Here is a 23,859-nt window from a genome sequence, read left to right on the forward strand (position 1 = left end):
CGTCTGTGTCGGATCGAGCTGCGCTATTCGTCGCCTGATGGGGCGCCCTACGTGGTGACACTTCGTTGCCGCCTCCGGGCGCTGACCCATCAGGCCGTGACCAGAACGTCGTTGCCGACCACCCGCACGGGATAGGTGCGGATACTCCATTCCGGTTTCACCGCGGTGGTGCCGGTGGCCAATTCGAATCCCCACTGGTGCCACGGGCAGTAGATGTATTCGCCGCCGCGCACGCTGACCGCGTCACCGGGAACCGATTCGTCGACCGCGGTCAGTCCCCGGGTGCGGCCCGAACACAGCGGGCCGCCCTCGTGCGGACAGTAATTGGCGATGGCGTAGAAGGTGCCGTCGACGTTGTAGACGCCGACCCCGTGGCGGCCGATCGGCACGAGTTTATGTGTCCCGGGCGGAATTTCGTCGACGGTGGCGACGGCGTGCTCACGCCCCTGCGGCAGCCGCGGGGTGGCCGCGAGATCGTCGCTCATCTCAGAACACCCGCACTTGCCCGGGCAATACCGGCACGGTATCGGGCAGGTTGGCGTAGGTTTTCAGCCCGTTGCCGAACATCACCGGCTCGCGGGTGTGCTCGGGCAGATGTTTGACCAGCCAGCGCGGATCGTCGAAGGTCCAGTGCGGATAGTCCGAGGAGAACAACAGAATCCTGTCCGCCTCCATCCATTCCAGCGCCCGGGTCAATTCCGTCTTGTCCTCGGGATAGTCCAGGGGCTGGGTGGTGAACTTGATGTGCTCCTTGACGTACTCCGACGGCTTGCGCTTGATCTCGACCCATGCTTTGCGCGCCTCGTAGATCGCGTCCATCCGCCACATCAGCGGCAGGATCCAGGTGAACGCATGCTCGACCAGGATGATCCGCAACGCCGGGAAGCGGTCGAAGACGCCGTCGAAGATCAGGCTCATCACCTGATTCATCGCCAGTAGCGAGTAGGTGACCATGAAATCGTGGTTGTAGCTGGGATATCCCACCGGCGGCATCGGCAGCATCTCGAAATTCCCGCGGGAGAGGTGGCAGGCCACCGGCAGGTCGTGCTTGACCGCGGCCGCCCACACCGGGTCGTACATCGGATCGCCCCACGCCGGCCGCGGTTCGGCGCGAATGAGGATCTGCGCCATATACGGATGTCCGGCCCATTTCTCGATTTCGCGGACCGCGCCGGCCGGGTCCTCGGCCGCGGCGCTGATGGAACCGCGATAGCGCTGATGCCAGTTGTTGTGACCGTCGAGCCAGTCCTGATCCAGCCAGGTGTTGACCGCCGCCGCGGCCGCCGAGGTCGCCTCCGGCAGCCGGGCCTGGTGCAGGCCCGGCTCGAGGATGGCGATATCGGAGCCGGCGCCCATGATGAGCTGCCGGAACAGCGTGTCGGGATCGCTACCCGGGAAACCGCCGTCGGGTGTGAAGGCGTCCACCCGCATCGCGTAGGCGTAGGCGAAGTCGGGGGCGTCGTAGAAGATGGTGCTGCCGACGTGGCGGTTGAGGAAATACTTGCTGCGGAACGGCTCCGGGTAGAGTTCGGCGAGCCGTCCCGGCCGGGGCACCGGGTGGACGTCGGAGTCGACCACCCGGACCGCGACCCGATCGGTGCTCGGAATCCGTTCGCGTACCTCGGTATTCGCCTGCGTCATGGGTATCCCTTTCGATTCCGATACCGGTTACCGCGTCGTCGCCGCGGCGGGAATGTCGATGCCGTACAGTCCGGCGGCATTGCGCCACAGCAGCTTCTCGCGCTGGGCGGAAGTGAGCGCCGACGGCAGCCGCGCCGGATCGTCGAGTTGCCAGTGCGGATAGCTCGAGCCGAACATCACCATGTGGTCCTTGCCGGTGAATTCCAGCCAGTCTCCGGCGAATTCGACATCGCCGGGCCCGTCGAGCCGGCCCTGGACGAAGTAGATCGAGCCGGGGAGATAGTCGCTGGGCATGCGCGGCGCCCACGGCGTTTGCTCGAGGTGCGGACGGCCGAAGGTGTCCATCCGCCACATCATCGGGGTGAGCAGGTCGGCCGCGCCGTCGGCCCACACGAAGCGCAGATCGGGAAAGCGTTCGAACACGCCCTCGGCGATCATGTTCATCTGGTGGTACAGATAATTCAGCGCCATGAAGCCGAGGTACTGCTCGTAGGTGCGCGGATGTCCGGACGGGGTGGGCGGATAGGCCACGCCCGAACCGGATTCGATATGCACCGCGACCGGCAGCCGCGCGGCCGCCGCGGCCTCCCACAGAGGCCAGAACTGCGGCTTTCCGTAGAGTTCGCGCGACTGCAACGGAATGCCGATCTGCACGACGCGCGGATGGGAGCCCCAGCGTTCGATCTCGCGGACCGCGCCGGAGATGTCCTCCGGATTCACCCGCAGCGTGCCTCGGTAGCGGTCGGCGTAGGTGCCGGAGTCCAGCCAGCGCGAGATCATCATCTCGTTGTGCGCGCTCGCGATCGCGGTCCCCAGATGGCGGTCGGGCATGATGCCGCGGGTCATCGGATGCAGGACGGCGATGTCGGTTCCGCGCTCGCCGAAGAGCACCTGCCCCACGGCATCGGGCTCGGAGCCGGGATATCCGCCCTCGGACAGGACGGTGCCCGGGGCGTATTCACCGCCGGGCGCGCCGTACCAGTCCATCTCGACATCCGGATAGCCGCGAGCGCTGTACGGCTCGCGCAGCCAGGTGCGCAGTTCGGGGTTGCCCTGGAAGAAGATGTGCACGCTCGCATCGATCAGCGGGCTGGTGCTGCCGTCGGGGAGAGTGATCATCGGCCCTCCTGCGGGAAATGCCGCGCAGCTGCGGGATTCGGTCTCGGCGAGGCGGAACGGTCCGGCTCGGGATGGTCGGTCATGCGGGCTCCGTTGCGGGAATTCGAATGCGTTCGCGGACTGCCGTCGGCCCGGCGGTCGGGGAGAGTGCCCGAAAGGCTGTGCGGCGGACGGACCGGTGCGCGTTCGCCGGAGCGAATGCGCGAACCAAATATTTGTTCCGCAACTGTACGTCGAAACCCGCCCGGCGCACAAGGGCCGCCGTCCGGCGGTCAGGCGGCGGGGGCGGTGCGAGTGGCGCCGCACAGCAGAGTCGCGCGGGAATGTGCGTGTGCCGCATCGATTCCCACGCGCGCGACCACCGGCGGGGGCATCCAGATCAGGTCGCGCACACACGCCGACAGCCGGCTCTTGGTGATGCCCTCGATGGTGATCTCGCCGTCGGCTCGGCCCTGGTCGACGATGGTCGCGATCTGACGTGCGCGACGGCGCAGGACCTCGATCACGTCGCTGGTGTCGGGGGGAGTGGACCGGAACCACGCGCGCTGGATCGCGAACTCGAGGTCGAAACGCCACAGGGCGTTGAGATTGATCCAGGTCAGCGCGTCGAGTTTGGCGACGGCGGAGCTGTCGGTGCCGACCACCGCTGCGTAGGCGCGCGAAATCTCGTCGTGGAAGGACCCCATGATCGAATCCAGCAGCGCCTGTTTCGATTCCACGGTCCGGTACACGCTGCCCGCGCCCATTCCGGCGGCGGTGGCGATATCGCGCATGGTGGTCGCCTCGTAACCGCGGCGGGCGAACTCCGCGCGTGCCACCGCGCGCAGCCGGGCGGTGCGGTCGTCGTCGCCGGTGTCGTCGGGATTCGCCCAGGTGGCGATGCTCTCGCGCGCGGCGCGCAGGGCCGCGGAGCGATCGAGCGCGGCGGGGGAGGTCGGCACGGCGGGCAGGCCGTCGAGCAGCAGGCGGCACACCACCGTGGCGACGCGGTCGGCGGAATTCTCGCGATGCAGGACCGACAGGCCGATGTGCAACATGGTCTGGCACAGCTGTTCGGCCAGCACGGAACGGTCCACGGCCGCGGTGAGGTAGCCGTGATCGGCCGCGGCGTCGAGCAGGGCGCGCATGGCTGTCGTCGGTGCGGAGGGTGGGTCGGCGGCGAGCGCGACGAGCGCGGTGCCGGCGCCGGTGTGCGGTTCGTAGATCGACAACTGCAGTGCCGCGCGGTGTTCCAGCGCGCAGGCGGCGAGGGCGGTGGCGTAGCCGTTCACGACGTCGAAGGCCCGGTCGGCGCCGGTGATCGCCGACGGCGGCGGCGCCGACCGGGCCACTGCATCCAGCGCCGCGTGGTAACGCTCGAGCAGTTCGACCGCGATCGCTTCCTTCGATTCGAAGTGGTGGTAGAGACTGCCGGGCAGGATGCCGCAGGCGTCGGCGACGTCCTTCACATTCGTCCCGGCGTACCCCGCGGAGGCGAACAGTTCCGCGGCCGCGCGCAGGATCTCGGTCCGCCGCACGCTGTCGGCGCGAGCGGGAACCGGCGCGGTGGACTGTGATCGTGGCATCTGCTCAGTGTGACCGATCTTCGCGACCCGTACGACGCGGCCCGGAGCGCGTGCCGTCCGGGTGGTCAGTCGTTGCGCGGGAAGCCCAGATTCAGCCCGCCGTGGCTCGGATCGAGCCACCGGCTGGTCACGGCCTTGGTGCGGGTGAAGAAGTGCACACCTTGTATGCCGTGCGCGTGCGTGTCACCGAACAGCGAGTTCTTCCAGCCGCCGAAACTGTAGTAGGCCATGGGAACCGGAATGGGGACGTTGATGCCGACCATCCCCACCTCGACCTCGTACTGGAAGCGCCGGGCCGCGCCGCCGTCGTTGGTGAAGATCGCGGTGCCGTTGCCGTAGGGGTTGCCGTTGATCAGCTCGAGGGCCCGCTCGTATCCGTCGACTCGCACCACCGCGAGGACCGGGCCGAAGATCTCCTCGCGATAGGCGGCCATCTCCGGGGTCACGTGGTCGAGCAGCGTCGGTCCGAGCCAGAAGCCCTGGGACACATCGATATCGGCGTCGGCGGTGCCGATCGCGCCGCGGCCGTCGACGACGATGCGGGCGCCCTCGGCCTCGGCGGTATCGACGGCGGTGGCCACCTTGTCGCGGTGCGCGCGGGTGACCAGCGGTCCCATATCGGCCTCACCGTGCCCGTCGCCGAGGCGCAGGCCACGAGTGCGCTCGGCCACCCGGGCTACCAGCTCGTCGGCGATATCGCCGACCGCGACGGCCACCGAGATGGCCATGCAGCGTTCTCCGGCCGACCCGTATCCGGCATTGACCAGCGCGTCCGCGGCCAGGTCCAGATCGGCGTCGGGAAGGATCACCGCATGGTTCTTGGCGCCGCCGAGGGCCTGGACCCGCTTGCCGGTCGCGGTGGCGGTGGCGTAGACGTACTCGGCGATCGGAGTGGAGCCCACGAAGGAGACGGCCTTGATCGCCGGTTCGGTCAACAGCGCGTCCACGGCCTCCTTGTCGCCCTGCACGACGTTGAAGACGCCGGGCGGCAGTCCCGCCTCCTCCCACAGCTTCGCCAGCCACAGCGCTGCGGACGGATCCTTCTCACTGGGTTTGAGCACGACGGTATTGCCGGTGGCGACCGCCAGCGGGAAGAACCACATCGGCACCATGGCCGGGAAGTTGAACGGCGAGATGATCGCGACCGGACCGAGCGGGGCTCGCACCGAGTACGCGTCCACGCCGGTGGAGACGTTCTGCGTGAACCCGCCCTCCACCAGATGCGGTATTCCGCAGGCGAATTCGACCACTTCCTGACCGCGCGAGACCTCACCGAGGGCATCGGAGAACACCTTGCCGTGTTCGGCGGTGATCAGTCCGGCCAGTTCGGATTTGCGGGCGTTGAGCAGTTCGCGGAAGCGGAACACGATCGAGGTGCGCCGGGTCAGCGAGGTGTCGCGCCAGCCCGGGAAGGCGGCCGCCGCGGACTCGACGGCGGCGCGAACCTCCTCGGGCCCGGCCACGGCGACCGCGCCCGTGACCCGTCCGGTGGCGGGATCGGTCACCGGGGCGGTGCGCGCGGCGACGCCGGGCCGGAGGCCGCCGTCGATCCAGTGGCCGATGTGCGCGACGTCCGTGGCGGCGGTCGGTTCGATCGTGCCGGTCACGACCGGGCCCCCGCGTGCGCACCGGTCATGGTGGTCAGCGGCGCCGCGCCGTACCAGCCGCAGGGCAGGCCGCAGCTGGCGGTGATCTCGATCTCGCGGCGATGGTCGGCGAAGGTGCGAACGGTGCGCACCGCCTCCGCGGCGTAGCCACAGCGCGGGCAGGTGCCGAAGTAGTCCAGTATCTGGCGGACCGCGATATCGACGGGCGGCTGCATCAGTACCTCCGGGTCACGGGTTGAGTTGTGCGGCAAGGGATTCGCGTATGTCGTGCGGTCAGTCCAGGAACAGGTCCGGGATCGGCCGCTCGCCGCCGCCGTAGCCCGACAGGTCGCGGACTCCGGATTCGATGAGCACCTCGGCGTCGATGTAGCAGTTGCCGGTGGTGTATTTCGCGGGCCGGGAAAGGATTTCGGCGGCGGCATCGCCCATGATGCGCGGATCGCGCGCCGAGGCGAGCAGGTCGGACCCGTCGGCCATATTCGCCACCGCCGAGGTCGCGATGTAGGTCTGCGGCCACAGGCAGTTCACCCCGATCGCCGCCTCGGCGAATTCGGTGGCCCAGCCGAGCGACAACAGCGTCATCGCGTATTTGGACTGGGTGTAGGCGGGATGCGCGCCCAGCCAGCGAGGGCTGAGGTTCAGTGGCGGCGAGATGGTCAGCACATGGGCCTCGGGCGCCTCGCGCAGCGCCGGCAGGCAGGCCTGGGTGAGCAGGAAGGTGCCGCGCACGTTGATCTCCTGCATCAGGTCGAAGCGTTTGGCCGGAAGTGAGTCGGTCGGCTCCACCGCGATCGCACTGGCGTTGTTGACGCAGATATCGATGCCGCCGAAGCGGTCGACCGCGGTCTGCGCCGCGCGCCGCACATCCTCCTCGCGCCGCACATCGCCCACCACCGCGACGGCCTTCCCGCCCGCGGCCTCGATCTCGGCCACGGCGGTGTGCACGGTGCCCGGCAGTTTCGGATGCGGTTGCGCGGTCTTGGCCAGCAGCACGATATTCGCGCCCCGGGCGGCCGCGGCGACGGCGATGGCGAGGCCGATCCCGCGGCTTGCGCCGGAGACGACCATGGTGCGGCCGGCCAACGGATATGCGGGCATGACGCTCCTCGAAGTCAGTCGTTCGCCTTTGATGGTATTGGCATTCTCTTTTTTTGCAAGTAACGTATTCAAGGATGAACGACGACGTCCAGACCTCCTCCGGCATCCCGCTCGCCCCGGTCTACGGCCCGGGCGATCGTGTCGCCGAACCCCCCCCGCCGGGCGAATATCCCTTCACCCGAGGCAATTTCGGCACCGGCTACCGCGGGCGGCTGTGGACCTTCCGGCAGTACTCGGGGTTCGGCACCGCCGAGGAATCCAATCGCCGCTACCGCTATCTGCTCGATCAGGGCGGCACCGGACTCTCGGTCGCGCTGGACCTGCCGACCCAATGTGGTTACGACTCCGACGATCCCGAGGTGAGCGAGGAGATCGGCCGGGTCGGCGTGGCGGTGGACACCCTCGCCGACGCCGAGATCCTGTTCGACTCGATTCCGCTGGACAAGATCAGCACGAGCTTCACCATCAACGGCACCGCCGCGATCCTGCTGGCGTTCTACGTTGCCGCCGCCGAACGCCAGGGCGTCGCCCGCGAAAAACTCACCGGCACCATCCAGAACGACATCCTCAAGGAGTACGCGTCGCGGGGCACCTGGATCTGGCCGGCGCAGCCCTCCCTGCGGTTGATCGCCGACACGATCGAATTCTGTGCCGCCGAGGTGCCGCGGTTCAACGCGATCTCGGTGGCGGGCGCGCACTTTCGCGACGCGGGCGCGACCGCGGTGCAGGAGATGGCGTTCACCCTCGCCGACGGAGTCACCTATTGCGATACCGTCGTCGAACGCGGCCGCATGAGTATCGACGACTTCGCGCCGCAGATCTCGTTCTTCTTCTACACCCACGGCGACTTCTTCGAGGAGATCGCGAAATACCGTGCCGGACGGCGGCGGTGGGCCACGCTGGTGCGGGAGCGCTACGGCGCGACGACCGATCGCGCGTCGATGTTCCGGTTCGGCTGCGTCTCCGGCGGCGCCTCGCTCTACGCGCCCCAGGCGCAGAACAATCTGGTGCGCGTGGCCTACGAGGCGATGGCCTCGGTCCTGGGCGGGGTGCAGTCGATGTTCACCGCCGCCTGGGACGAACCGTTCGCGCTGCCCAGCGAGGAGTCGGCGACACTGGCGCTGCGCACCCAGCAGATCCTGGCCTACGAGACCGGTGTCACGCGGGTGGCCGATCCACTGGGCGGGTCCTATTTCGTCGAGGCGCTCACCGATGCGACCGAGGAGCGGATCGTCGAGATCATGGCCGATCTCGACACGCACGGCGGCATGGTCCGCTGCATCGAGGACGGCTATCTGCAGGGCCTGATCGCCGACGAGGCCTACCGCGCCCACCAGGACATCGAATCCGGCGCGCGCCCGATCGTCGGGGTCAACCGATTCACCTCCGACGAACCCGCACCCGAGATCGGCACCTACGAATTGGATGCCGCGGGAAGGGATCTGCAATTGAAGCGACTGGCCAAGGTCAAGGCGGACCGGGATTCCGGCGCGGTCGCCACCACGCTGTCGGCGCTGTCGCGCGCCGCCGAGGGAGACGAGAATCTGATGCATCGGCTCATCGACTGCGCCAACGCCTACTGCACGGTGGGGGAGATGACCGCCGCGCTGAAATCGGTGTGGGGCGAATTCCGGCAGCCGGTGGTGTTCTGATGCCCGCGCGCGTACTGGTCGCCAAACCGGGCCTCGACGGCCACGATCGTGGTGCGAAGATCGTCGCGCGCACACTGCGCGACGCCGGTTTCGAGGTCGTCTACACCGGCATCCGCCGCCGCGTCGAGGAGATCGTGTCCATCGCGGTGGCCGAGGATGTGGCGGTGGTGGGGCTGAGCATTCTCTCGGGCGCGCACCTCGGACTCACCACCAAGGTGGTGGAGGGATTGCGCGCCGCCGACGCCGCGGATATCGCGGTCGTGGTCGGCGGCACCATCCCGCAGGCCGATGTGCCGAAACTCCTCGAGGCGGGCGCGGCGGCGGTGTTTCCGACCGGCACCCCGCTGGATCACCTGGTGCGCGAGATCCGCGCGCTGACCGCGACGGTGGCGGGCCCGGCCGAGCCGAGATGACCGCGACCCACCGCACACCGCAGGTCACGGCCGGGCGAAGGGGCGGCGTCGCACCGGTCACGGACACGCACGTCCGAGCGTCCGAGAACGGGCGGTCCGGGCATTTCGGGTGCCGAACGTGGCCGATGGACGCCCAGAATGCGCGCTGGACGGCGGCCTGTAATGAACTCGTGCCCCTTTTCACAGGTTGAGCACGGTCCCAGCTGACATAGTCTGAGCAGGCGAGTTCTGTTCAGGGCAGTTTCGGAGCCGGTCGCGGTCCAGGCGATCGTCGGCGCGAACGAGCGGAACCGCAGTCGGCAGGGGCAGTCGAGGAGGTCGGCCGTGCACACAGCGGTGACGACGGCAATCACACGGCGTGAGTTGATGCGGCTCACGGGAATCACAGCGCATTCGGTCAGCCGGCGTGGCGGCCGGTCGCTGAATGCCGACGCGGTGTCGGGTTATATCGACTCCGCGGTCGGGCGCAGCGCCTTCGCCGTCGCCGACGGCATCGGCGATCATCTGCTGGCCGCGCGGGCGGCGCGCACCGTGGCGCAGGTCGCGGCGCGGGTGGCTGTCGGTGGCAGTGCGGCCGCCGGAATCCTTGCCGCCCGACAACAATTGCTGCGCGAATTCCCCGAGCCCTCCGCCGACAGCGTGGTGGTCGTGGCCGTGTGCCCGACACCGGACCGTATCGACGGCCCCTGTGATATCGCCTGGGTCGGCGACTGCCGGGCCTATCACTGGAACGGGCGGGTGCTGCATCAGATCACCAGCGATCACACCGTTGCCGAGATGATGAACGCGCGCGGCATCACCGTCGCGCCCCGGATGCACCATATGGTGACGACCTCGGCGCGGACCGTGCAGCCGGAGGCGGTGGGCCACGGCATCACCGGCACCGGCGCCGGGCGCTGGCTGCTGAGCACGGACGGGGTGCACAAGACCTTGCCGATGACCGAGATCAAGCAGATCCTCGCCGACGCCGATTCCGCGTCGACCGCCGCGGACGCCCTGGTCGAGGCGGCGATCACGGCGGGTGCCACCGACAACACCACCGCGCTGGTCTTCGATCACGGCTGAACAGCGGGCCCGCCCGCGCGGCCGCGACCGGCACCCGGCGCGGCGGCCGCGGCCAGGATCCGGCGCAGCGGCCACGGAAGTTCCCGGAACAGCGCGGTCATGGCGGCGGCGGTGCCGCGCAGATCGGTGCGCCCGGACAGGTAGGCGCGTTGCAGGTCCGGGGGCAAGGCGAAGAAGGCGTCGAAGAAGACCGGGAGTTCCTCGGGCGGCAGCGCGAGCAGCGCCCGCAGGCCGGCCCGGCGCAGGGCGTACACCAGGCGTGCCGGGACCGGCCACAGGCTCTGCCCGGCGGCCACGGTGTCGGCGGCGGCGAGTGCGGCGCCGACGCTGTATCCGGTCGCAGGATGCAGCAGTCCACCCGCCGCCCCGAAGACGCCGTCGCGGGCCCGGCCGCCCTCGACCGGGAAGCGCACCCGTTCGATCGGTGCGTCCGCGCCGAATTCGATTCCTCGGCAGCGCAATCGGTGTTCCAGACGGCGCCGCAGCTCGCCTTGGCCGATCGCCGGCCGTCCGGCCAGGCAGGTCTCCTCGAACAGCATCCGGCCGCCGCCCAGCGGGATCGTGTACAGGAACGACGCCGGTTCATCGGCCTCGGTGCCGTTGTCCCGGGACCAGTCCATGAAGACGGCCGGTTCGCGATCACGGTGCAGCACAACGCCGTAGGCGGTCTGCTCGGCTCGTCGCACGTCGCGGGCCAGGCCGCGGGCGTCGACCACGCGCTGCGCGGTCGGTGTCCGGCCCGAGGCCAGCCGCACGCGGTCGGGCCGCTCGATGTCCAGGACCCGGTCGGCGATCACGCGCACGCCGGAGAGGTCCAGCGCGTCCTGCAGCGCCGCGGTATCGAAAACCTGATAGGTACGGGCGATTTCGACCTCGCGGATACCCCGGGCGAGCGGCCGCTCGATCGTCGCGGCCACGACCCGGGCCGGTAGCCAGTCCGGCAATTCGTCGGCCCACGTGCCGTAGGTCGCGGGCCACCGGCGCCACGGATGCGGATCGATCGCGGTCACGGCGAGTCCGCGGACGGCCGCGCGATGCGCCAGCGCCCGCCCGGACGGGCCGAGCCCGCAGACGATGAGATCGGCACTCATGCCGCCATTGCAGCAGATCGGACGGACGCGGTGTGACCGGCCGTCGCATCACAGCGGGTGTGTCGGGTCCGGTAGGGTCGACCCACGATGCCCGGGGGGACCACAACCGCGGAGGGCGCTGCCCCGGGACGCGGAAGGTGGCAGCAGATGACGTATCCCCCCGGATCCGGGCCGTACGGCTACGGCCCGCAACAACCCCACGACTCGGGGTGGGGGCGCGACCCGAACCAGCCCGGCTCGGGCTGGGACGCGGCACCGAGCGGGTGGGAGACGCCGGCGTGGGATCAGCAGATGCCCGCGCCTCATTGGGGGCAGCCCGCTCCCGGCGGCTATCCGACTCCGCCACCGCCGAAGAACAACAACGGGCTCGTCGTCGGCATCGTCTTCGGCGTGATCGCGCTGCTGGTGATCGCCGGCGGCATCGTGGTGGTCGCGACTCGCGACTCCGGCGGCGACGACCGGGCCGGCGGAACCAGCACGCCCGCGCTCGTCCCCGCCACCACCGACGCCCGGACGACCACCGCGGCCCCTACCACCAGTGCGAGTCCCGACACGTCCGGCCACCTGAGCTATCAGGAATACGGGCACGACTGGAACTTCAAGGCCGGCGATGTGGAACTGCACGCCGACTGGGTCGAGGGCCGCGACCATCCCAGCTGCGCCGATATCGAGGTCGGGGGCAAGCTCACGTCGCTGGGCTGCCGGTACGCCGCGGAGATGGTGTACAAGGCCGAGGGCGGTTCGCTGATGCTGACCCAGTTCATCATGGGGATGTCGAGCAGTGACACCGCCGCGGCCGCACCCGGCGCGTATACCGACGACGACCTGAAACTGCGGCCCGGCACCTACATCTCGAACTTCACGACCGGCAAGTGGAAGGACGACGCCGAGAAGCAGTTCCTCGTCGTCACCTTCGCCACCGCGACCAGCTCGGTGGACGAGGGCACCGTGAAGAAGTACCTGAAGTACCGGCACGACGACATCCTCGGCGCCCTCGCCTTCCGCTGACGGGGTGTGCGGTCGCCCGGTTCAGATGCCGCCGGTCGCGAGCAGGCCGCCGTCGACCCGCACCACCTCGCCGGTGATCCATGCCGCCTGATCGGAGACGAGGAATCCGACCAGCGCGGCCACATCCTCGGGCGTGCCCAGGCGCCGCAGCGGATAGGTCGCGGCCACCGCCTCCTCGTTGTCGGTGACGAGGGCATCGGCGAATTTCGTCTTGACCACGCCCGGCGCGACGGCGTTCACCCGGATCGACGGACCCAGCTGCCAGGCCAGTTCCTCGGTGAGCCGGATGAGGGCCGCCTTGGACGCGCCGTAGGCGGCGATCACACCCGTCGAGCGGATGCCGGCCACACTCGCGAGGTTCACCACCGCGCCGCCGTGCTCGCCCATCCAGGCCCGATAGGCCTGCTGCACATAGCCCAGCGCCGCGACCACATTGACGTCGAAGATCTTGCGCACCGCGCCGAGATCGGCCTCCATCAACGACCCGTAGACGGGGTTGATGCCGGTGTTGTTGATCAGGATGTCCAGGGATCCGAATTCGGCGACGGCGGTGTCCACCTGCTCGGCGCGCGCCGCCTCGTCACCCGAATTGCCCGCCAGCGCAACGACTTTTCCCGGATGGCCGAGCGCGCGCAGCCGGTCGGCCGCCTCGGCCAGCGGTTCCGGTTTGCGGGCGGTGATCAGCACGTTCGCCCCACGCCGCAGCAGCTCCGCCGCCACCGCGTACCCGATACCGCGGCTCGCGCCGCTGACCAGCGCACCCTTACCCAACAGATCCTCGCTCATGGATCGCGACCTTACGTCAGGTGGGCGCGGGCGGCGTCGCGGACCCGGGGCGGGGTGCTGCGCAACACCTGGAAGCCGGCACCCGAGACCATGACCGGGATGCGCCGGGCCGCCTGCAGGTAGCGGATCCGCGCGGACCGGGGCAGCTCCGGCCACGGCAGCGGTTCGGCGTCGTCGGGATCGGGATGGGCGGCTCCGCCGAGCAGAGCGCGCCGATCCGCGATCCGGCGTTCGTAGTCCAGCCGCGCGAGCAGCCCGATCTCGTCGTCGTCGAAGGTGACCGCGAAGGCCGGATCGAAGGCGGGCACCATGAAGCAGCCGATCGCGGCCAGATCTTCGCCGATACCGCGGGCCTGCAGCCGGTAGGTGCGGCGGTCCTGGTCGCTGAGTTCGTTCCAGTGGCGCAGGGCGGCGGCGTCGGCCGGCGCCTCACCGGTGGTCATGACGGTGTGGGCGCGGGCCTGGTGGTCGACCCGTTCGCTGGTTTCGTGCAGCGCCCGCCCGAGTTGTTCGCTGACCCGGTCGGTGACGTATCCGGTGAGACTGTCGATGACACGGTCCTGTGCGGTGAGCCGGGCCTTCATCCGCCGGCATTCGTGCAGGACCGCCTGCGCGTCGAGGAAAGTCTGCTCGGAACGGCGGTCACCGGTGCGCCCGAGCACGTCCTGGCCCACCATGATCACGATCATGAACACCAGTTGCGCGAGCGTGGACAGAAACGCCATGAAGGCGAACGGGTACGGGTCCACCCGCTGAATTCCCGCCTGCGCCAGCACAACCCACAGAATCTGCGAGCCGAGCGCGAGATAGAAGCCCCACACGCTGCCCAGTCGCTCGGTCAGCCACACCGCGATCCGGTCGTTGGTGCTGACCGCCTGGTCGGCGGCCTGCGGCGGCGGCTGCACCCGATGCCGTTCGATCCACGGATGCGGTGTCGACTCGAGCAGGCTCAGGCCCCGGCTGAGCGCGCGGTCGTGGTGGTCCAGATGTGCCTGCAGATCCGCGACCTGGGCGAAGATCGCCTCGGTGTTCTCGTAGGTCTGCACCGACCGGCGGTCGGCGGCGGCGCTGAGCACCCGCTGGCCCACCAGGATCACCAGGCACAGGATCAGCTGTGCGACATTGTCGACGAACAGCAGGAACGGGAACGGATACGGGTCCACCGGGCGCAGCGGCCCCCAGGTCGCCAGCGCCATCCAGGCGCTGAACCCGATGAGCACCAGATACAGCGCGGGCATCGATCCGATCCAGCGGGTGAGGATGGCCGCGACCGCGTCGTTGACGCCGATGCGTTCGTCGGCCATCGTCACCGCACCGGTGTGCGTCTCGAAATCCAGAGCGGTATCGACATCGGCGTCGGTGGGCGCAATCGCGGTCGCGCCGCTGTGCGCGTTCGGTTCACCGCCGCTGCGTATCTCGTCGGCCCGGCTGTCGCTGCTCACCTCTACGGCCCCCTCGCCTGCGCTCGTCCGATACCGCGCACTGTACGTGCCCTCTATGGCACGTGCGCATCGCTACGCGGGGGAACAGGTCAGGTGGCGGTGAAACCCGCTGTGGTGCAGGGGTTTCAGTTCTCGGCGACGGCAGCTCGCCCGCGCCGAGAAAGGCCGGCGGTTCCGTCGTCGGCAACTGCCGGCCTTCCTCGGCCGGGATATGCCCGGCGTGTCGCTCAGCGCCGCAGGAGATCGGTGATCACATCGACCACCTCGTCCGGCGCCTCCTCGGCCATGAAATGTCCCAGCGCGAGGGTGCGGTGGTCGAGGTCGGTGGCCCATTCGCGCCATACCGCGGCCGCGTCGTAGCCGAGTTCGGCGCCCCAATCCTGCTGAATCACGGTGACCGGCATGGTGAGTCGGTGTCCGGCGGCGCGGTCGGCCCGGTCGTGGTCGAGATCGACTGTGGCCGAGGCGCGGTAGTCGGCGACGATCGAATCCACCGCGCCAGCGCACGCGCGTAGGTACTCCCGGCGGACGTCGTCGGGAATCGCGTCGGGGCGCAGGCACCAGGCGTCGAGGAAATGGCCGAAGAAGTCGTCGGCGCTCGCGCGGATCATGCGCTCGGGCAGCCCGGGCGGCTGGGCCATCAGATAGAGGTGGAAGGCGACCGCGGCGGTGTGGCCGTGCAGGACCTCCCACATATCCGATGTCGGCAGCACATCCAGCACCGCGAGATGGGAGATCCGATCGGGACGGTCGAGTCCGGCGCGAATCGCCACCAGGGCGCCGCGGTCGTGTCCGGCCAGCGCGAACCGATCGAATCCGAAGTGGTCGGCCAGCGCGATCACATCGGAGGCCATCGTGCGTTTGGCATAAGTGCCGGAATCGGCGGCGATCGGTTTATCGCTGTCGCCGTAGCCGCGCAGGTCCGGGCACAGCACGGTGTGGTCGCGGGCCAGCGCCGGTGCGACGTGACGCCACATCAGATGCGTCTGCGGGAAGCCGTGCAACAGCACGATCGGAGTACCGGAGCCGGCGTGCGCGATGGACAACGCGACATCCTCGGCGACCGGAACGCGGTCGTAGTCGAAACCGGGGACGGTGGGTGCGGACATGCGGTGACGATCCCTTCTCTAGGCTTGTTCGGTGCGATGTCCATGCTCGGCGGCGGCAATGAGCAACCGATGAGTGCGCAGCTCACCGGCTCCGACGCGGCACCGACGGCCGGTGTCCTGGGCCCGGTGCGGGTCGCCGCCGCCGACGGGACGCCGCTGCCGCTGCACGGCCCCCGGCATGCCGAGGTGCTGGCCCGCCTGATCGCCGCCGGCGGTCGGGTGGTGCCGGTGCCGGCCTTGGTGGCAGACCTGTGGGAGGACCCGCCGCCGGGCGCGGTCGCCGCCGTGCGCACCTTCGTCGCCGCCCTGCGCCGTGCCCTGGAACCCGGCCGCGCGCCGCGCACCCCTTCCCGCGTGATCGTCACCGAGGGCGCCGGATACCGCGTGGCGCTGCCTCGCGATCACGTCGACGCCTGGTATTTCGACGATCTGGTCCGCGCGGCCGCGAATCAGGCTGGGCCGCAGCGGATCGAGACGCTGGAGACGGCGCTGGCGCTCTGGCGCGGAGACGCCTACGGCGACTACCGGTGGGCGGCCGGAGACATCGCGAAGCTCGATGAATTACGTTCTGCGGCAGTGGAAATGCTCGCGGAGGCGCGAATCCGCCAGGGACGGCCGGAACAGGCCGTCGCCGAACTCGAAACCTATCTGCACGAGCATCCCGTGCGGGAGCGGGCCTGGCTGCTGCAGGCGCGAGGACTGTGGCAGGCCGGGCGGCGGGCCGACGCGTTGGCGGCGCTGCGGCGGGCCCGAACCCGGCTGGGCACGGAAGCCGGATTGGATCCCAGCGCCGAACTGATCGCCCTCGAACGCGAAATCCTCACCGGAGAACCGGAATTCGGTGAGCACCGATTGTGGCGTGACACTGTCGCCGCCTACCGCGCCACCGGTCCGCGCAGCCGCATCATCTCCTCCGCCGATCTGCTGCGCGGCCTGGCCCTGACCGACGCGACCGGTCTGATGACCGCCCAGGATCGCCGGGCGCACGCGATCGACGACCTGTTCGCGAGTGACGATCCCGAACTCACGGCCACCGCGCTGACCCGCATGGAGGTACCGGGGGTCTGGTCGGTGCTCGACGATCCGGCCCGGTCGGCGCGCGTGGCCGAGGCCGCCCGCACCACCCTCGAACGCTTGGACGACGACGACGCCGCGCCCGCGCTGCGCGCCCGGCTGCTCGCGCTGTTCGCGATCGAAACCCGCGGCCGCCGTGGCACGTCCGGCGCCGACGCCGCGCGAGCGGCCGAACGTATCGCCCGCGACCTAAGGGATCCGGCCGTGCTCGTGCTCGCTCTCGACGCCCGATTCCTGCAGTCCTTCCACACGCCGGGCCGGTGGCCGATGCGTGCGCGGCTCGCTCAGGAGCTGATCACGGTGTCGCGCCGGCACGACCTGTCGACCTACCTGATCCTGGGTCATCTCGTTGCGATGCAGGCCGCGTGCGCGCTGGGCGAGGTGGCCGTCGCCGACGAGCATGCCGCCGCGGCCGACCGGCTGGCGGTGCGCTACGAGCGCGACCTCGTCGGGGTGTTCACCACCTGGTACCGCGCGCTGCGCACCGTCCTGACCGATCGGCCGGAACCGGAAGTGGCAGACGCCTACGAACGCGCGCTCGCCACCCTGCCGGGCTGCGGCATGCCCGGTGTCGCAGCGGGTCTCGCGCCGCTGACCGGCCTGTGCCTCGCGCTGCGGGCAGGCCGGGACCCGGCCGAGTTCGCCGCGGCCGACTTCGGGCCGAACACTCCCTACGCCGCCGCGCTGCTCGAACCCGAGCGCGCCCACGAGCTGCTGCGCGCGGCGCCGGCGCCGCCGCCGGACCACTTGGCCGAATTGCGTTGGGCGCTACTGGGAATCGCCGCCGACCGATGTGCGGACCGGAGTACCGCGCGTCAGGTGCATCGCGCCCTGTCCCCGGCGCGCGGCGAACTGCTCGGAGCGGGCACCGGCATGCTGAGCCTCGGTCCGGCCGGCGCACTGCTCGATCGTTCGGCGCCGTAACGAAACATTCGGCGTGGCGATCCCTCGGATGTGAGTATCAACGGCCTCTCGGCCGCCCAGCAGCGCGCCGCGTTGCGCCGCCTGGTGGTGGCCTTCGGTGAACTGAACACCATCGTCGAACTCGCCGCGAACGAGGCCTCTCCGGATCTACGCGAACATGCCGAACTCGTGCGGGACATGCTCGGCGCCCTGGTCACGGAGGTGGCCCAGCCCGGGCGTGACCGACATTGCTATCTGCCATTGACAAATGGCACATAGGTAGCTGATGCTCGGTATATGGAGACGAGAAGGTCGACGGAGACCTCACCGTCGGCCACCGCACCGGTTCCGTCGTCACCGTCGCTGCGTTCGCGGCTGGCGCTGACCGCGGGACGGTACGGGGTACGGCCGATCAACTGCCTGCTACCGGCGAATCCGCTCGGCATCGCCGCGGCCCGTGGGCTGGTCGCGTCGATCATGGCGATCTGCGGGCCGGTGCTGCCGGGAACCCGTGTGACACAGGTGCGTTCGGGTTCGCTGCGCGGGGAGTGGGTGTGCGCGGCCGGAGTCGGTCACGGCGATCGCGCCCTGTACTACGTGCACGGCAGCGGCTATGTCATCTGCTCGGCGCGCACCCATCGCGGTCTGGCGTCGCGACTGTCCCGCGCCACCGGACTCCCGGTCTTCGTCGTCGAGTACCGGCTCGCGCCCGAGCACCCCTTCCCGGCCGCGGCCGACGATGTGGCCGAGGGCTACCGCTGGCTGCTGGCCCACGGCTACCGGGCCGGGGACCTCGTGATCGGCGGTGACTCGGCCGGCGGGCATCTGTGCGTGGACCTGCTGCTCGACAATGCCCGCACCGGAGTGGCGCAGCCGGCCGGCGCGGTGCTGTTCTCACCGCTGATCGATCTGTCCTTCGAACTGGCCCGCGGCTGCGAACTCCGGGCCGCCGAGGCCATGGCCTCCGCGCGCACCGGTCGCAACGCGGTGCGGTTGTACACCGGCGACGAACCCGAGGATTCGCCGCGGCTGCGGCTGCGCATCCCCGCGGGAATCGCGTTGCCCCCGTTGTTCGTTCAGGTGAGCGGCGCGGAGATGCTCGCCGACGACGCGCACCACCTCCGCGACCTCGCCCATGCCGCCGGCGTGCCGTGCGAACTGGAGGTGTGGCCGGGCCAGATCCACGTCTTCCAGGCGCTGCCGCTGGCCGTACCGGAGGCCGCGGCGGCATTGCGCCGCGCGGCCGCCTTCATCACCGGGGTTCTCGCGCGATCCCGTGCGGCGCAACCGGTATCGAGTGCCCGAGAGGCGGGATAGTGATGTGGATCGTGGATGCGATGGCGGGGGCGAATGCGGCGCTGCGGTCGGTGATCGGCGGCGACCGTAGCACCTACGACGCGAAGGCCGTCGTCACCGGAGCCGGCAGCGGGATCGGGCGCGCCTTCGCCCTCGAGCTGGCCCGGCGCGGGGGAGAGGTGATCTGTGCCGATATCGACCTCGGCCGGGCGGAGGAGACGGTCGCGCTCATCGACCGGATCCACGGCCGCCGCGCGCACGCGTATCGCTGTGACGTGGCCCAGCGCGCGGAGATGGAATCGCTGGCGCAGCACAGCGACGCGATCTTCCACGGCCCGCCGACCCTGGTGATCAACAACGCCGGTGTCGGTATCGGCGGAAAGCCGGTGGGCAACATCGGATTCGAGGACTGGCAGTGGGCGCTGGGCATCAACCTGTGGGGTGTGGTGCACGGATGCGAACTGTTCGTACCGCGGCTGCGCCGGGCCGGCCACGGCGGCATCATCAATGTGGCCTCGGCGGCCGGATTCGCCGCCGCACCCGCGATGGCCCCGTACAACGTCTCCAAGGCGGGCGTGGTGTCGCTGTCGGAAACCCTCGCCGCCGAACTGTCGGGCACCGGCGTCACCGTGACGGTACTGTGCCCGACCTTCGTGCGCACCAACGTCGCCCGCGACGGGCGCATCACCGCCGGATCGGCCCGCCTGGCCACCGAACTGATGCGCTGGACCGGCTTCTCGCCCGACCACGTCGCGCGCATCACCCTCGATGCCCACGAGCGCGGCCGCCTGCATGTGCTGCCGCAGCTGGACGCGGTGGTCGTCTGGCATCTCAAACGACAATTCCCGGCCACCTACACCCGGGCCCTCGGCGTGCTGAACCGATATCTGCCGCAAGCGGATTCGGCCCCGGCATCGGCCGACAGCGAGAAGACAGGAGTCTGACATGTCCTTCGACTTCGACGATATGCTGGCCAAGATCAAGTCCCGGCAGTGGGCGCTGGCCGATATCGAGTGGGACGCACCGGGCGCGGAACTGATCGATCCCGAACTGCACGCGAAACTGACGCCGTTCATGGCGGATCTGATGTGGATCGAGAACGTCGGCGCGCGCGGATTCGCGGCGATGGCGAAGAAGGCCCCGACGCAGACACTGCGGGAGATCTACCGGTACTTCCACGCCGAGGAACAGCGCCACGCCAATGCCGAACTGGCCCTGATGCGCCGCTGGGGGATGCTCGACGGCGACGAGATCCCCGAACCGAATATCAACGTCAAGCTGGTCATCGACTTCCTCGACAGATACGCCGACGGCATGTCGCTGTCGTTTCTGGGCACGGTGATTCCGATGCTGGAGGTGGCACTCGACGGCGCGCTGATCAAATTCGTCACCGACGAGATCGCCGATCCGATCGCCCAGGAGGTGTTCCGCAAGATCAACTCCGACGAATCCCGGCATCTGGCCACCGATTACGCGGTGATGGAACTGCTCGGGCACTCCACCGCCCGCAAGCTCGCGATCGATCTGGTCGGAGGCTGGGTGAAGCCGTCGCTGATGATCGGCGTGCTCAGCTATGTGCCGCTGCTGAACAAGATGCGCGACAACATCGTCGCGATGGGCGTCGACGAGGACAAGCTGTATACCGCGATGCGCCGGTTCAAGGCAGTCGGGGAGCGTACACCCGTGGTGAACCGGGTGCCGATGTACCGGATCGTCAAGATGCACAGCGACTGGGTGATCAACCGCGACCACCCCTACCACCTGCTGGCCGACACACTGGTGAAGGTGACCGCCCGCATCCCCGACCGGGTGCTGCCCGCGCAGCCGACCTGGTCGAAGGAACTGACCTACGAGCCGGTCGCGTGATGAGCGGGAACACCGTGCTGGACGTCGCGATCGTCGGAGCCGGATTCGCCGGGATCGGGGCGGCGATCCGGTTGCGGCAGCGCGGAATCACGAATATCGCGATCTTCGAACGGGACCGGCGGGTCGGCGGTACCTGGCGCGACAACACCTATCCGGGGGCGGCCTGCGATATTCCGTCGCGGCTGTACTCCTACAGTTTCGCGCCGAATCCGGAGTGGTCGCAGACCTATTCCGGTAGTGCGGAAATCCTCGGCTACATCGATGCGATGGTCGAGAAGTTCGCGCTCGGCGCATCGATTCGCTTCGGGCACAACGTATCCGGATTGTCATACGACGAGGCGGCGGGAGAATGGGAGATCGCCTTCGACGTCGGTCGCACACCGGTGCGGGCCCGTTCGGTGGTGCTCGCGTCCGGGCCGCTGGCCAATGCGAGCCTGCCGGACATCCCGGGTCGCGACAGCTACGAGGGCCATATGATCCACTCCGCCCGCTGGGATCACGACTACGACTTCACCGGTAAGAAGGTGGCCGTGGTCGGCACCGGCGCCAGCGCGGTGCAGATCGTCCCGGAACTGGTCGAGCGGGCCGGGTCGGTGAAGGTCTTCCAGCGCACGCCCGGCTGGGTTCTGCCGCGGATCAACCGGCACACCACCGGCCTGACCCGGCAGCTGTACCGGCACCTGCCACTCACCCAGCAGCTCGCCCGGCAGGCCTGGTTCTGGGGGCACGAATCGGTGGCGCTGGGCGTGGTGTGGAATACCCCGCTGACCAGGATCGTGGAATCGGTGGCACTGGCCCATCTGCACAGTCAGGTCCGCGATCCGTGGTTGCGGCGGCAACTGACTCCCGATTTCCGGGCCGGATGCAAGCGGCTGCTGATGAGCAGCGACTACTACCCGGCGCTGCAGCGCGACAACTGCACCCTGGTCACCTGGCCGATCGCGAGGATGTCGCCGGCGGGCATCCGCACCGCCGAGGGGATCGAGCACCGGTTCGACTGCATCGTGTTCGCCACCGGTTTCGAGGTGTCGAAGGCGGGCGCGCCGATCCCGATCACCGGCCGCGGCGGGCGGGTCCTGGACGACGAATGGCGCAGGGGCGCATACGCGTACAAGAGTGTGACCGTCGCGGGTTACCCGAACCTGTTCTTCACCTTCGGGCCCAATTCCGGCCCCGGGCACAATTCGGCGCTGGTGTATATGGAGGCGCAGATCGACTATCTCGCCGCGGCGATCGGCATGCTGCTCGAGCGGAATCTGCATTCGCTCGAGGTGCGCCGCGACCGCCAGGACCGCTACAACTATCGGCTGCAGCGCCGGCTGCGGGCGACCACCTGGAATTCCGGGTGCCGCAGCTGGTATCTGACCGAGGACGGCTTCAACGCGACCATGTTCCCGGGCTTCGGCAGCCAGTTCACCGGTCAGCTCGCCACCCTCGATCCGCACGACTATGTGCTGATCCCCGGGCGGGGCGGCGCCCGCGCGCCTGTCGCCGATCGGGCGGTGACCTCGTTGGGCTAATGTCGACACGATGCGTCGCGCCCGAGCTGCTCACACGGGCCGGAGGCGGGTGCGACGCGGGTCGGCGTCCGGCACGAGGAAAGGGTGGGCGAGAACGGGATGGCGGAGTACCGCATCGATGAACTCGCCCGCGCCGCAGGCACAACCAGCCGCAATGTGCGCGCCTACCAGGAACGCGGCCTGCTGCCGCCGCCGGTGCGCCGGATCGGGCGCGCGCTGATCTACGACGACTCCCACCTGGAGCGGCTGAAGATCATCGACGTGCTGTTGCAGCGGGGGTTCACCACCGCCCATATCGCCGATTTCATCACCGGCTGGGAAACGGGTAAGGACCTCACCGAGATCCTGGGGCTGCAGCACGCGGTCACCGCCGCGTGGGGGCAGCAGGACGAGACGCTGCGGGTACCACGCGAATTGATCGACACCTTCCTCGGCGAGGAGGCGGCCGATCCGGAGATCCTGGAACGTCTCGCCGAACTCGGGCTGGCCCGGATCGGCACGGAGACAATCGAATTCACCGATCCGCAGCTGCTGGAGAATTTCGCCGAACTGCACGGCTACGGGTTCCGGCTGGGTCGGCTGGCCGATCTGCAGGCAGCCGTCAGCGGCCGCCTCGACGAGATCGCCCACGACATGATGTCGGTCGCCAAGCAACAGATCGTCGATGCCCACGGCCCCGGCTGGCTGCCCGACACCGACGACGAAATCGCCGAAACCGCGAAGATGCTCAACCATTTACGCGGTCTCGCCGTCACCGCGGTGAACAACACCCTGGCACGGTCGCTGGATCGTGTGCTGCGCGAGGAGCTGGGCGACTATCTCGCCGAGGCCGTGGACCGGCGCGCCAAGGAACACTGAGCCACGGCGGCGTGAAGTCACCGGCCGGGACCACCCGTCGGCGCCACCGCAGCGGCGCCGTGCCGAAGCTCCAGCCGCCGTTCCAGTCCCTCGATGATCAGCGCGAGAACGAATTCGAACTGCTCACCGGCGCGGCCGTCGCTCTCGCGCGCGGTCGCGACGGCGCGCAGGAGCGGGAATCCGGACTCGCTTCCCAGCGTGCGCCGCACCGCGGCCGCTTGCGGATCGGCCGGCCCGCCGGTGGCGTCGAGCGCCTCGCGTGCGGCCGAATAGGCCATCGCGGCAACAAGTTTCAGCGTACGCCCGGCTTCGTTCGCATCGAGTCCGGCGCCGACCAACGCGGCCATGATCCGTTCGACCAGTTGCAGTGCCGACAGCCCCGCCTTCCCGTCGAACCGGACGTAGGCGATGAGCGCCCCCACCTGCACCAGAGCATCGACCACCGCGTAGCCGAACGATCGCAGCAGCTCACGCCAGTCCGCTCGCTCGGGCAGGTCGACCCGGCGGAAACCGGTGTCGAACGCGTCGAACGCGACCAGTTCGAGCAGGCCCTGGCGGTCGCTGACGTGATAGTTGAGCGATTTGCGATGCACGCCCAGGGTGTCGGCCACCGCCTGCATGGTCAGATTCTCCGGCTCCAGATCGCGCGCGGCGGCGAGGATGAGATGACGGTTCAGCCGGGGCGGGCGTCCGCGAGCACGGGCGGGGGCGGCCACGGCATCATCGGTCTCTGCCATGGGGTCTCG

At 69.3% G+C, this 23,859-nt stretch carries 23 protein-coding genes; 11 read left to right on the forward strand and 12 right to left on the reverse strand.

Translation table 11 applies throughout. The annotated features are described in order from the left end of the window. Window positions 1–89: 89 nt before the first annotated feature. The 7 genes from A5780_RS29825 to A5780_RS29855 all read right to left on the reverse strand — a co-directional run bounded on the left by A5780_RS29825 (window position 90) and on the right by A5780_RS29855 (window position 7,030). Entirely contained in the window at window positions 90–485 is a 396-nt protein-coding gene (locus tag A5780_RS29825) for a Rieske 2Fe-2S domain-containing protein (RefSeq protein WP_030514582.1), read from the reverse strand. Window position 486: 1 nt separating this feature from the next. After that, complete coding sequence (locus A5780_RS29830) at window positions 487–1,641, reverse strand: amidohydrolase family protein (RefSeq protein ID WP_063013919.1); 1,155 nt, start codon at window positions 1,639–1,641, stop codon at window positions 487–489. A 27-nt stretch (window positions 1,642–1,668) separates the two neighbouring features. Next, window positions 1,669–2,760, reverse strand: a complete 1,092-nt coding sequence (locus A5780_RS29835) for an amidohydrolase family protein (RefSeq protein WP_064910509.1) — start codon at window positions 2,758–2,760, stop codon at window positions 1,669–1,671. Between the two features lie 272 nt (window positions 2,761–3,032). Further along, a complete protein-coding gene (locus A5780_RS29840; protein ID WP_064910511.1) occupies window positions 3,033–4,325 on the reverse strand; it encodes a TetR/AcrR family transcriptional regulator in 1,293 nt (430 codons plus the stop codon). Window positions 4,326–4,390: 65 nt separating this feature from the next. Beyond that, window positions 4,391–5,887 carry a CoA-acylating methylmalonate-semialdehyde dehydrogenase gene (locus A5780_RS29845; protein ID WP_156769710.1) on the reverse strand — a complete coding sequence of 499 codons (1,497 nt, stop codon included), beginning with the start codon at window positions 5,885–5,887 and terminating at the stop codon, window positions 4,391–4,393. A 41-nt stretch (window positions 5,888–5,928) separates the two neighbouring features. Next, window positions 5,929–6,147, reverse strand: a complete 219-nt coding sequence (locus A5780_RS29850; protein WP_063013925.1) for a hypothetical protein — start codon at window positions 6,145–6,147, stop codon at window positions 5,929–5,931. A 58-nt stretch (window positions 6,148–6,205) separates the two neighbouring features. Further along, window positions 6,206–7,030 carry an NAD(P)-dependent oxidoreductase gene (locus tag A5780_RS29855; protein ID WP_063013927.1) on the reverse strand — a complete coding sequence of 275 codons (825 nt, stop codon included), beginning with the start codon at window positions 7,028–7,030 and terminating at the stop codon, window positions 6,206–6,208. A gap of 74 nt (window positions 7,031–7,104) precedes the next feature. On the opposite strand from A5780_RS29855, the gene A5780_RS29860 reads away from it, so the two are divergent. From A5780_RS29860 to A5780_RS29870, 3 genes are all read left to right on the forward strand, one after another. Continuing rightward, the gene (locus A5780_RS29860) at window positions 7,105–8,682 is read left to right on the forward strand and encodes a methylmalonyl-CoA mutase family protein (protein ID WP_064904781.1); all 1,578 of its coding nucleotides are present in this window, start codon (window positions 7,105–7,107) and stop codon (window positions 8,680–8,682) included. Continuing rightward, window positions 8,682–9,095: a cobalamin-dependent protein gene (locus A5780_RS29865; RefSeq protein WP_030514574.1), complete on the forward strand. Its 414-nt coding sequence runs from the start codon at window positions 8,682–8,684 to the stop codon at window positions 9,093–9,095. Before A5780_RS29860 ends, A5780_RS29865 begins: the two co-directional genes overlap by 1 nt. A 324-nt stretch (window positions 9,096–9,419) precedes the next feature. Further along, entirely contained in the window at window positions 9,420–10,160 is a 741-nt protein-coding gene (locus A5780_RS29870; protein WP_063013931.1) for a PP2C family serine/threonine-protein phosphatase, read from the forward strand. On the opposite strand, the gene A5780_RS29875 is transcribed toward A5780_RS29870, so the two are convergent. Then, the gene (locus A5780_RS29875; protein ID WP_064904780.1) at window positions 10,151–11,251 is read right to left on the reverse strand and encodes a lycopene cyclase family protein; all 1,101 of its coding nucleotides are present in this window, start codon (window positions 11,249–11,251) and stop codon (window positions 10,151–10,153) included. The genes A5780_RS29870 and A5780_RS29875 overlap by 10 nt on opposite strands. A 147-nt stretch (window positions 11,252–11,398) precedes the next feature. Between A5780_RS29875 and A5780_RS29880 the strand changes: the two genes are divergently transcribed. Beyond that, a complete protein-coding gene (locus A5780_RS29880; protein WP_155525618.1) occupies window positions 11,399–12,259 on the forward strand; it encodes a hypothetical protein in 861 nt (286 codons plus the stop codon). A 21-nt stretch (window positions 12,260–12,280) separates the two neighbouring features. On the opposite strand, the gene A5780_RS29885 is transcribed toward A5780_RS29880, so the two are convergent. From A5780_RS29885 to A5780_RS29895, 3 genes are all read right to left on the reverse strand, one after another. Beyond that, a complete protein-coding gene (locus A5780_RS29885) occupies window positions 12,281–13,045 on the reverse strand; it encodes an SDR family oxidoreductase (protein ID WP_030514570.1) in 765 nt (254 codons plus the stop codon). An 11-nt stretch (window positions 13,046–13,056) separates the two neighbouring features. Continuing rightward, on the reverse strand, window positions 13,057–14,487 hold the full coding sequence (locus A5780_RS29890) for a DUF1003 domain-containing protein (protein ID WP_064910513.1): 1,431 nt from the start codon (window positions 14,485–14,487) through the stop codon (window positions 13,057–13,059). A gap of 227 nt (window positions 14,488–14,714) precedes the next feature. Beyond that, complete coding sequence (locus tag A5780_RS29895) at window positions 14,715–15,596, reverse strand: alpha/beta fold hydrolase (RefSeq protein ID WP_064910515.1); 882 nt, start codon at window positions 15,594–15,596, stop codon at window positions 14,715–14,717. A 69-nt stretch (window positions 15,597–15,665) separates the two neighbouring features. On the opposite strand from A5780_RS29895, the gene A5780_RS29900 reads away from it, so the two are divergent. The 7 genes from A5780_RS29900 to A5780_RS29930 all read left to right on the forward strand — a co-directional run bounded on the left by A5780_RS29900 (window position 15,666) and on the right by A5780_RS29930 (window position 23,113). After that, window positions 15,666–17,594, forward strand: coding sequence for a BTAD domain-containing putative transcriptional regulator (locus A5780_RS29900; protein ID WP_063910764.1), 1,929 nt, complete (start codon window positions 15,666–15,668; stop codon window positions 17,592–17,594). Window positions 17,595–17,624: 30 nt separating this feature from the next. Further along, window positions 17,625–17,852 carry a hypothetical protein gene (locus A5780_RS29905; protein WP_064904776.1) on the forward strand — a complete coding sequence of 76 codons (228 nt, stop codon included), beginning with the start codon at window positions 17,625–17,627 and terminating at the stop codon, window positions 17,850–17,852. Window positions 17,853–17,870: 18 nt separating this feature from the next. Then, window positions 17,871–18,890: an alpha/beta hydrolase gene (locus A5780_RS29910; RefSeq protein WP_064910517.1), complete on the forward strand. Its 1,020-nt coding sequence runs from the start codon at window positions 17,871–17,873 to the stop codon at window positions 18,888–18,890. A 20-nt stretch (window positions 18,891–18,910) separates the two neighbouring features. Further along, window positions 18,911–19,813 carry an SDR family oxidoreductase gene (locus A5780_RS29915; RefSeq protein ID WP_063014009.1) on the forward strand — a complete coding sequence of 301 codons (903 nt, stop codon included), beginning with the start codon at window positions 18,911–18,913 and terminating at the stop codon, window positions 19,811–19,813. A gap of 1 nt (window position 19,814) precedes the next feature. After that, complete coding sequence (locus A5780_RS29920; protein WP_063013947.1) at window positions 19,815–20,735, forward strand: hypothetical protein; 921 nt, start codon at window positions 19,815–19,817, stop codon at window positions 20,733–20,735. Continuing rightward, window positions 20,735–22,255 (forward strand): NAD(P)/FAD-dependent oxidoreductase, encoded by a 1,521-nt coding sequence (locus A5780_RS29925; protein ID WP_064910520.1) that lies wholly within the window; start codon window positions 20,735–20,737, stop codon window positions 22,253–22,255. The genes A5780_RS29920 and A5780_RS29925 overlap by 1 nt, the downstream gene beginning before the upstream one ends. A gap of 84 nt (window positions 22,256–22,339) precedes the next feature. Next, on the forward strand, window positions 22,340–23,113 hold the full coding sequence (locus A5780_RS29930; protein ID WP_308248141.1) for a MerR family transcriptional regulator: 774 nt from the start codon (window positions 22,340–22,342) through the stop codon (window positions 23,111–23,113). A 17-nt stretch (window positions 23,114–23,130) separates the two neighbouring features. Here A5780_RS29930 and A5780_RS29935 read toward each other — a convergent pair whose 3' ends face one another. Next, entirely contained in the window at window positions 23,131–23,850 is a 720-nt protein-coding gene (locus A5780_RS29935; RefSeq protein WP_064910522.1) for a TetR/AcrR family transcriptional regulator C-terminal domain-containing protein, read from the reverse strand. Window positions 23,851–23,859 lie beyond the last annotated feature (9 nt).

This window comes from Nocardia sp. 852002-20019_SCH5090214, from assembly GCF_001665865.1.
Taxonomy (GTDB): domain Bacteria; phylum Actinomycetota; class Actinomycetes; order Mycobacteriales; family Mycobacteriaceae; genus Nocardia; species Nocardia nova.

Bases quoted from the DNA above. Each gene is read 5' to 3' on its own strand.
- A5780_RS29825 (WP_030514582.1), bottom strand. From the start codon at position 485: ATGAGCGACGATCTCGCGGCCACCCCGCGGCTGCCGCAGGGGCGTGAG.
- A5780_RS29835 (WP_064910509.1), bottom strand. From the start codon at position 2,760: ATGATCACTCTCCCCGACGGCAGCACCAGCCCGCTGATCGATGCGAGC.
- A5780_RS29900 (WP_063910764.1), top strand. From the start codon at position 15,666: ATGAGTGCGCAGCTCACCGGCTCCGACGCGGCACCGACGGCCGGTGTC.
- A5780_RS29925 (WP_064910520.1), top strand. From the start codon at position 20,735: ATGAGCGGGAACACCGTGCTGGACGTCGCGATCGTCGGAGCCGGATTC.
- A5780_RS29865 (WP_030514574.1), top strand. From the start codon at position 8,682: ATGCCCGCGCGCGTACTGGTCGCCAAACCGGGCCTCGACGGCCACGAT.
- A5780_RS29935 (WP_064910522.1), bottom strand. From the start codon at position 23,850: ATGGCAGAGACCGATGATGCCGTGGCCGCCCCCGCCCGTGCTCGCGGA.
- A5780_RS29830 (WP_063013919.1), bottom strand. From the start codon at position 1,641: ATGACGCAGGCGAATACCGAGGTACGCGAACGGATTCCGAGCACCGAT.
- A5780_RS29840 (WP_064910511.1), bottom strand. From the start codon at position 4,325: ATGCCACGATCACAGTCCACCGCGCCGGTTCCCGCTCGCGCCGACAGC.
- A5780_RS29860 (WP_064904781.1), top strand. From the start codon at position 7,105: ATGAACGACGACGTCCAGACCTCCTCCGGCATCCCGCTCGCCCCGGTC.
- A5780_RS29885 (WP_030514570.1), bottom strand. From the start codon at position 13,045: ATGAGCGAGGATCTGTTGGGTAAGGGTGCGCTGGTCAGCGGCGCGAGC.
- A5780_RS29915 (WP_063014009.1), top strand. From the start codon at position 18,911: ATGGCGGGGGCGAATGCGGCGCTGCGGTCGGTGATCGGCGGCGACCGT.
- A5780_RS29850 (WP_063013925.1), bottom strand. From the start codon at position 6,147: ATGCAGCCGCCCGTCGATATCGCGGTCCGCCAGATACTGGACTACTTC.
- A5780_RS29880 (WP_155525618.1), top strand. From the start codon at position 11,399: ATGACGTATCCCCCCGGATCCGGGCCGTACGGCTACGGCCCGCAACAA.
- A5780_RS29895 (WP_064910515.1), bottom strand. From the start codon at position 15,596: ATGTCCGCACCCACCGTCCCCGGTTTCGACTACGACCGCGTTCCGGTC.
- A5780_RS29855 (WP_063013927.1), bottom strand. From the start codon at position 7,030: ATGCCCGCATATCCGTTGGCCGGCCGCACCATGGTCGTCTCCGGCGCA.
- A5780_RS29910 (WP_064910517.1), top strand. From the start codon at position 17,871: ATGGAGACGAGAAGGTCGACGGAGACCTCACCGTCGGCCACCGCACCG.
- A5780_RS29920 (WP_063013947.1), top strand. From the start codon at position 19,815: ATGTCCTTCGACTTCGACGATATGCTGGCCAAGATCAAGTCCCGGCAG.
- A5780_RS29875 (WP_064904780.1), bottom strand. From the start codon at position 11,251: ATGAGTGCCGATCTCATCGTCTGCGGGCTCGGCCCGTCCGGGCGGGCG.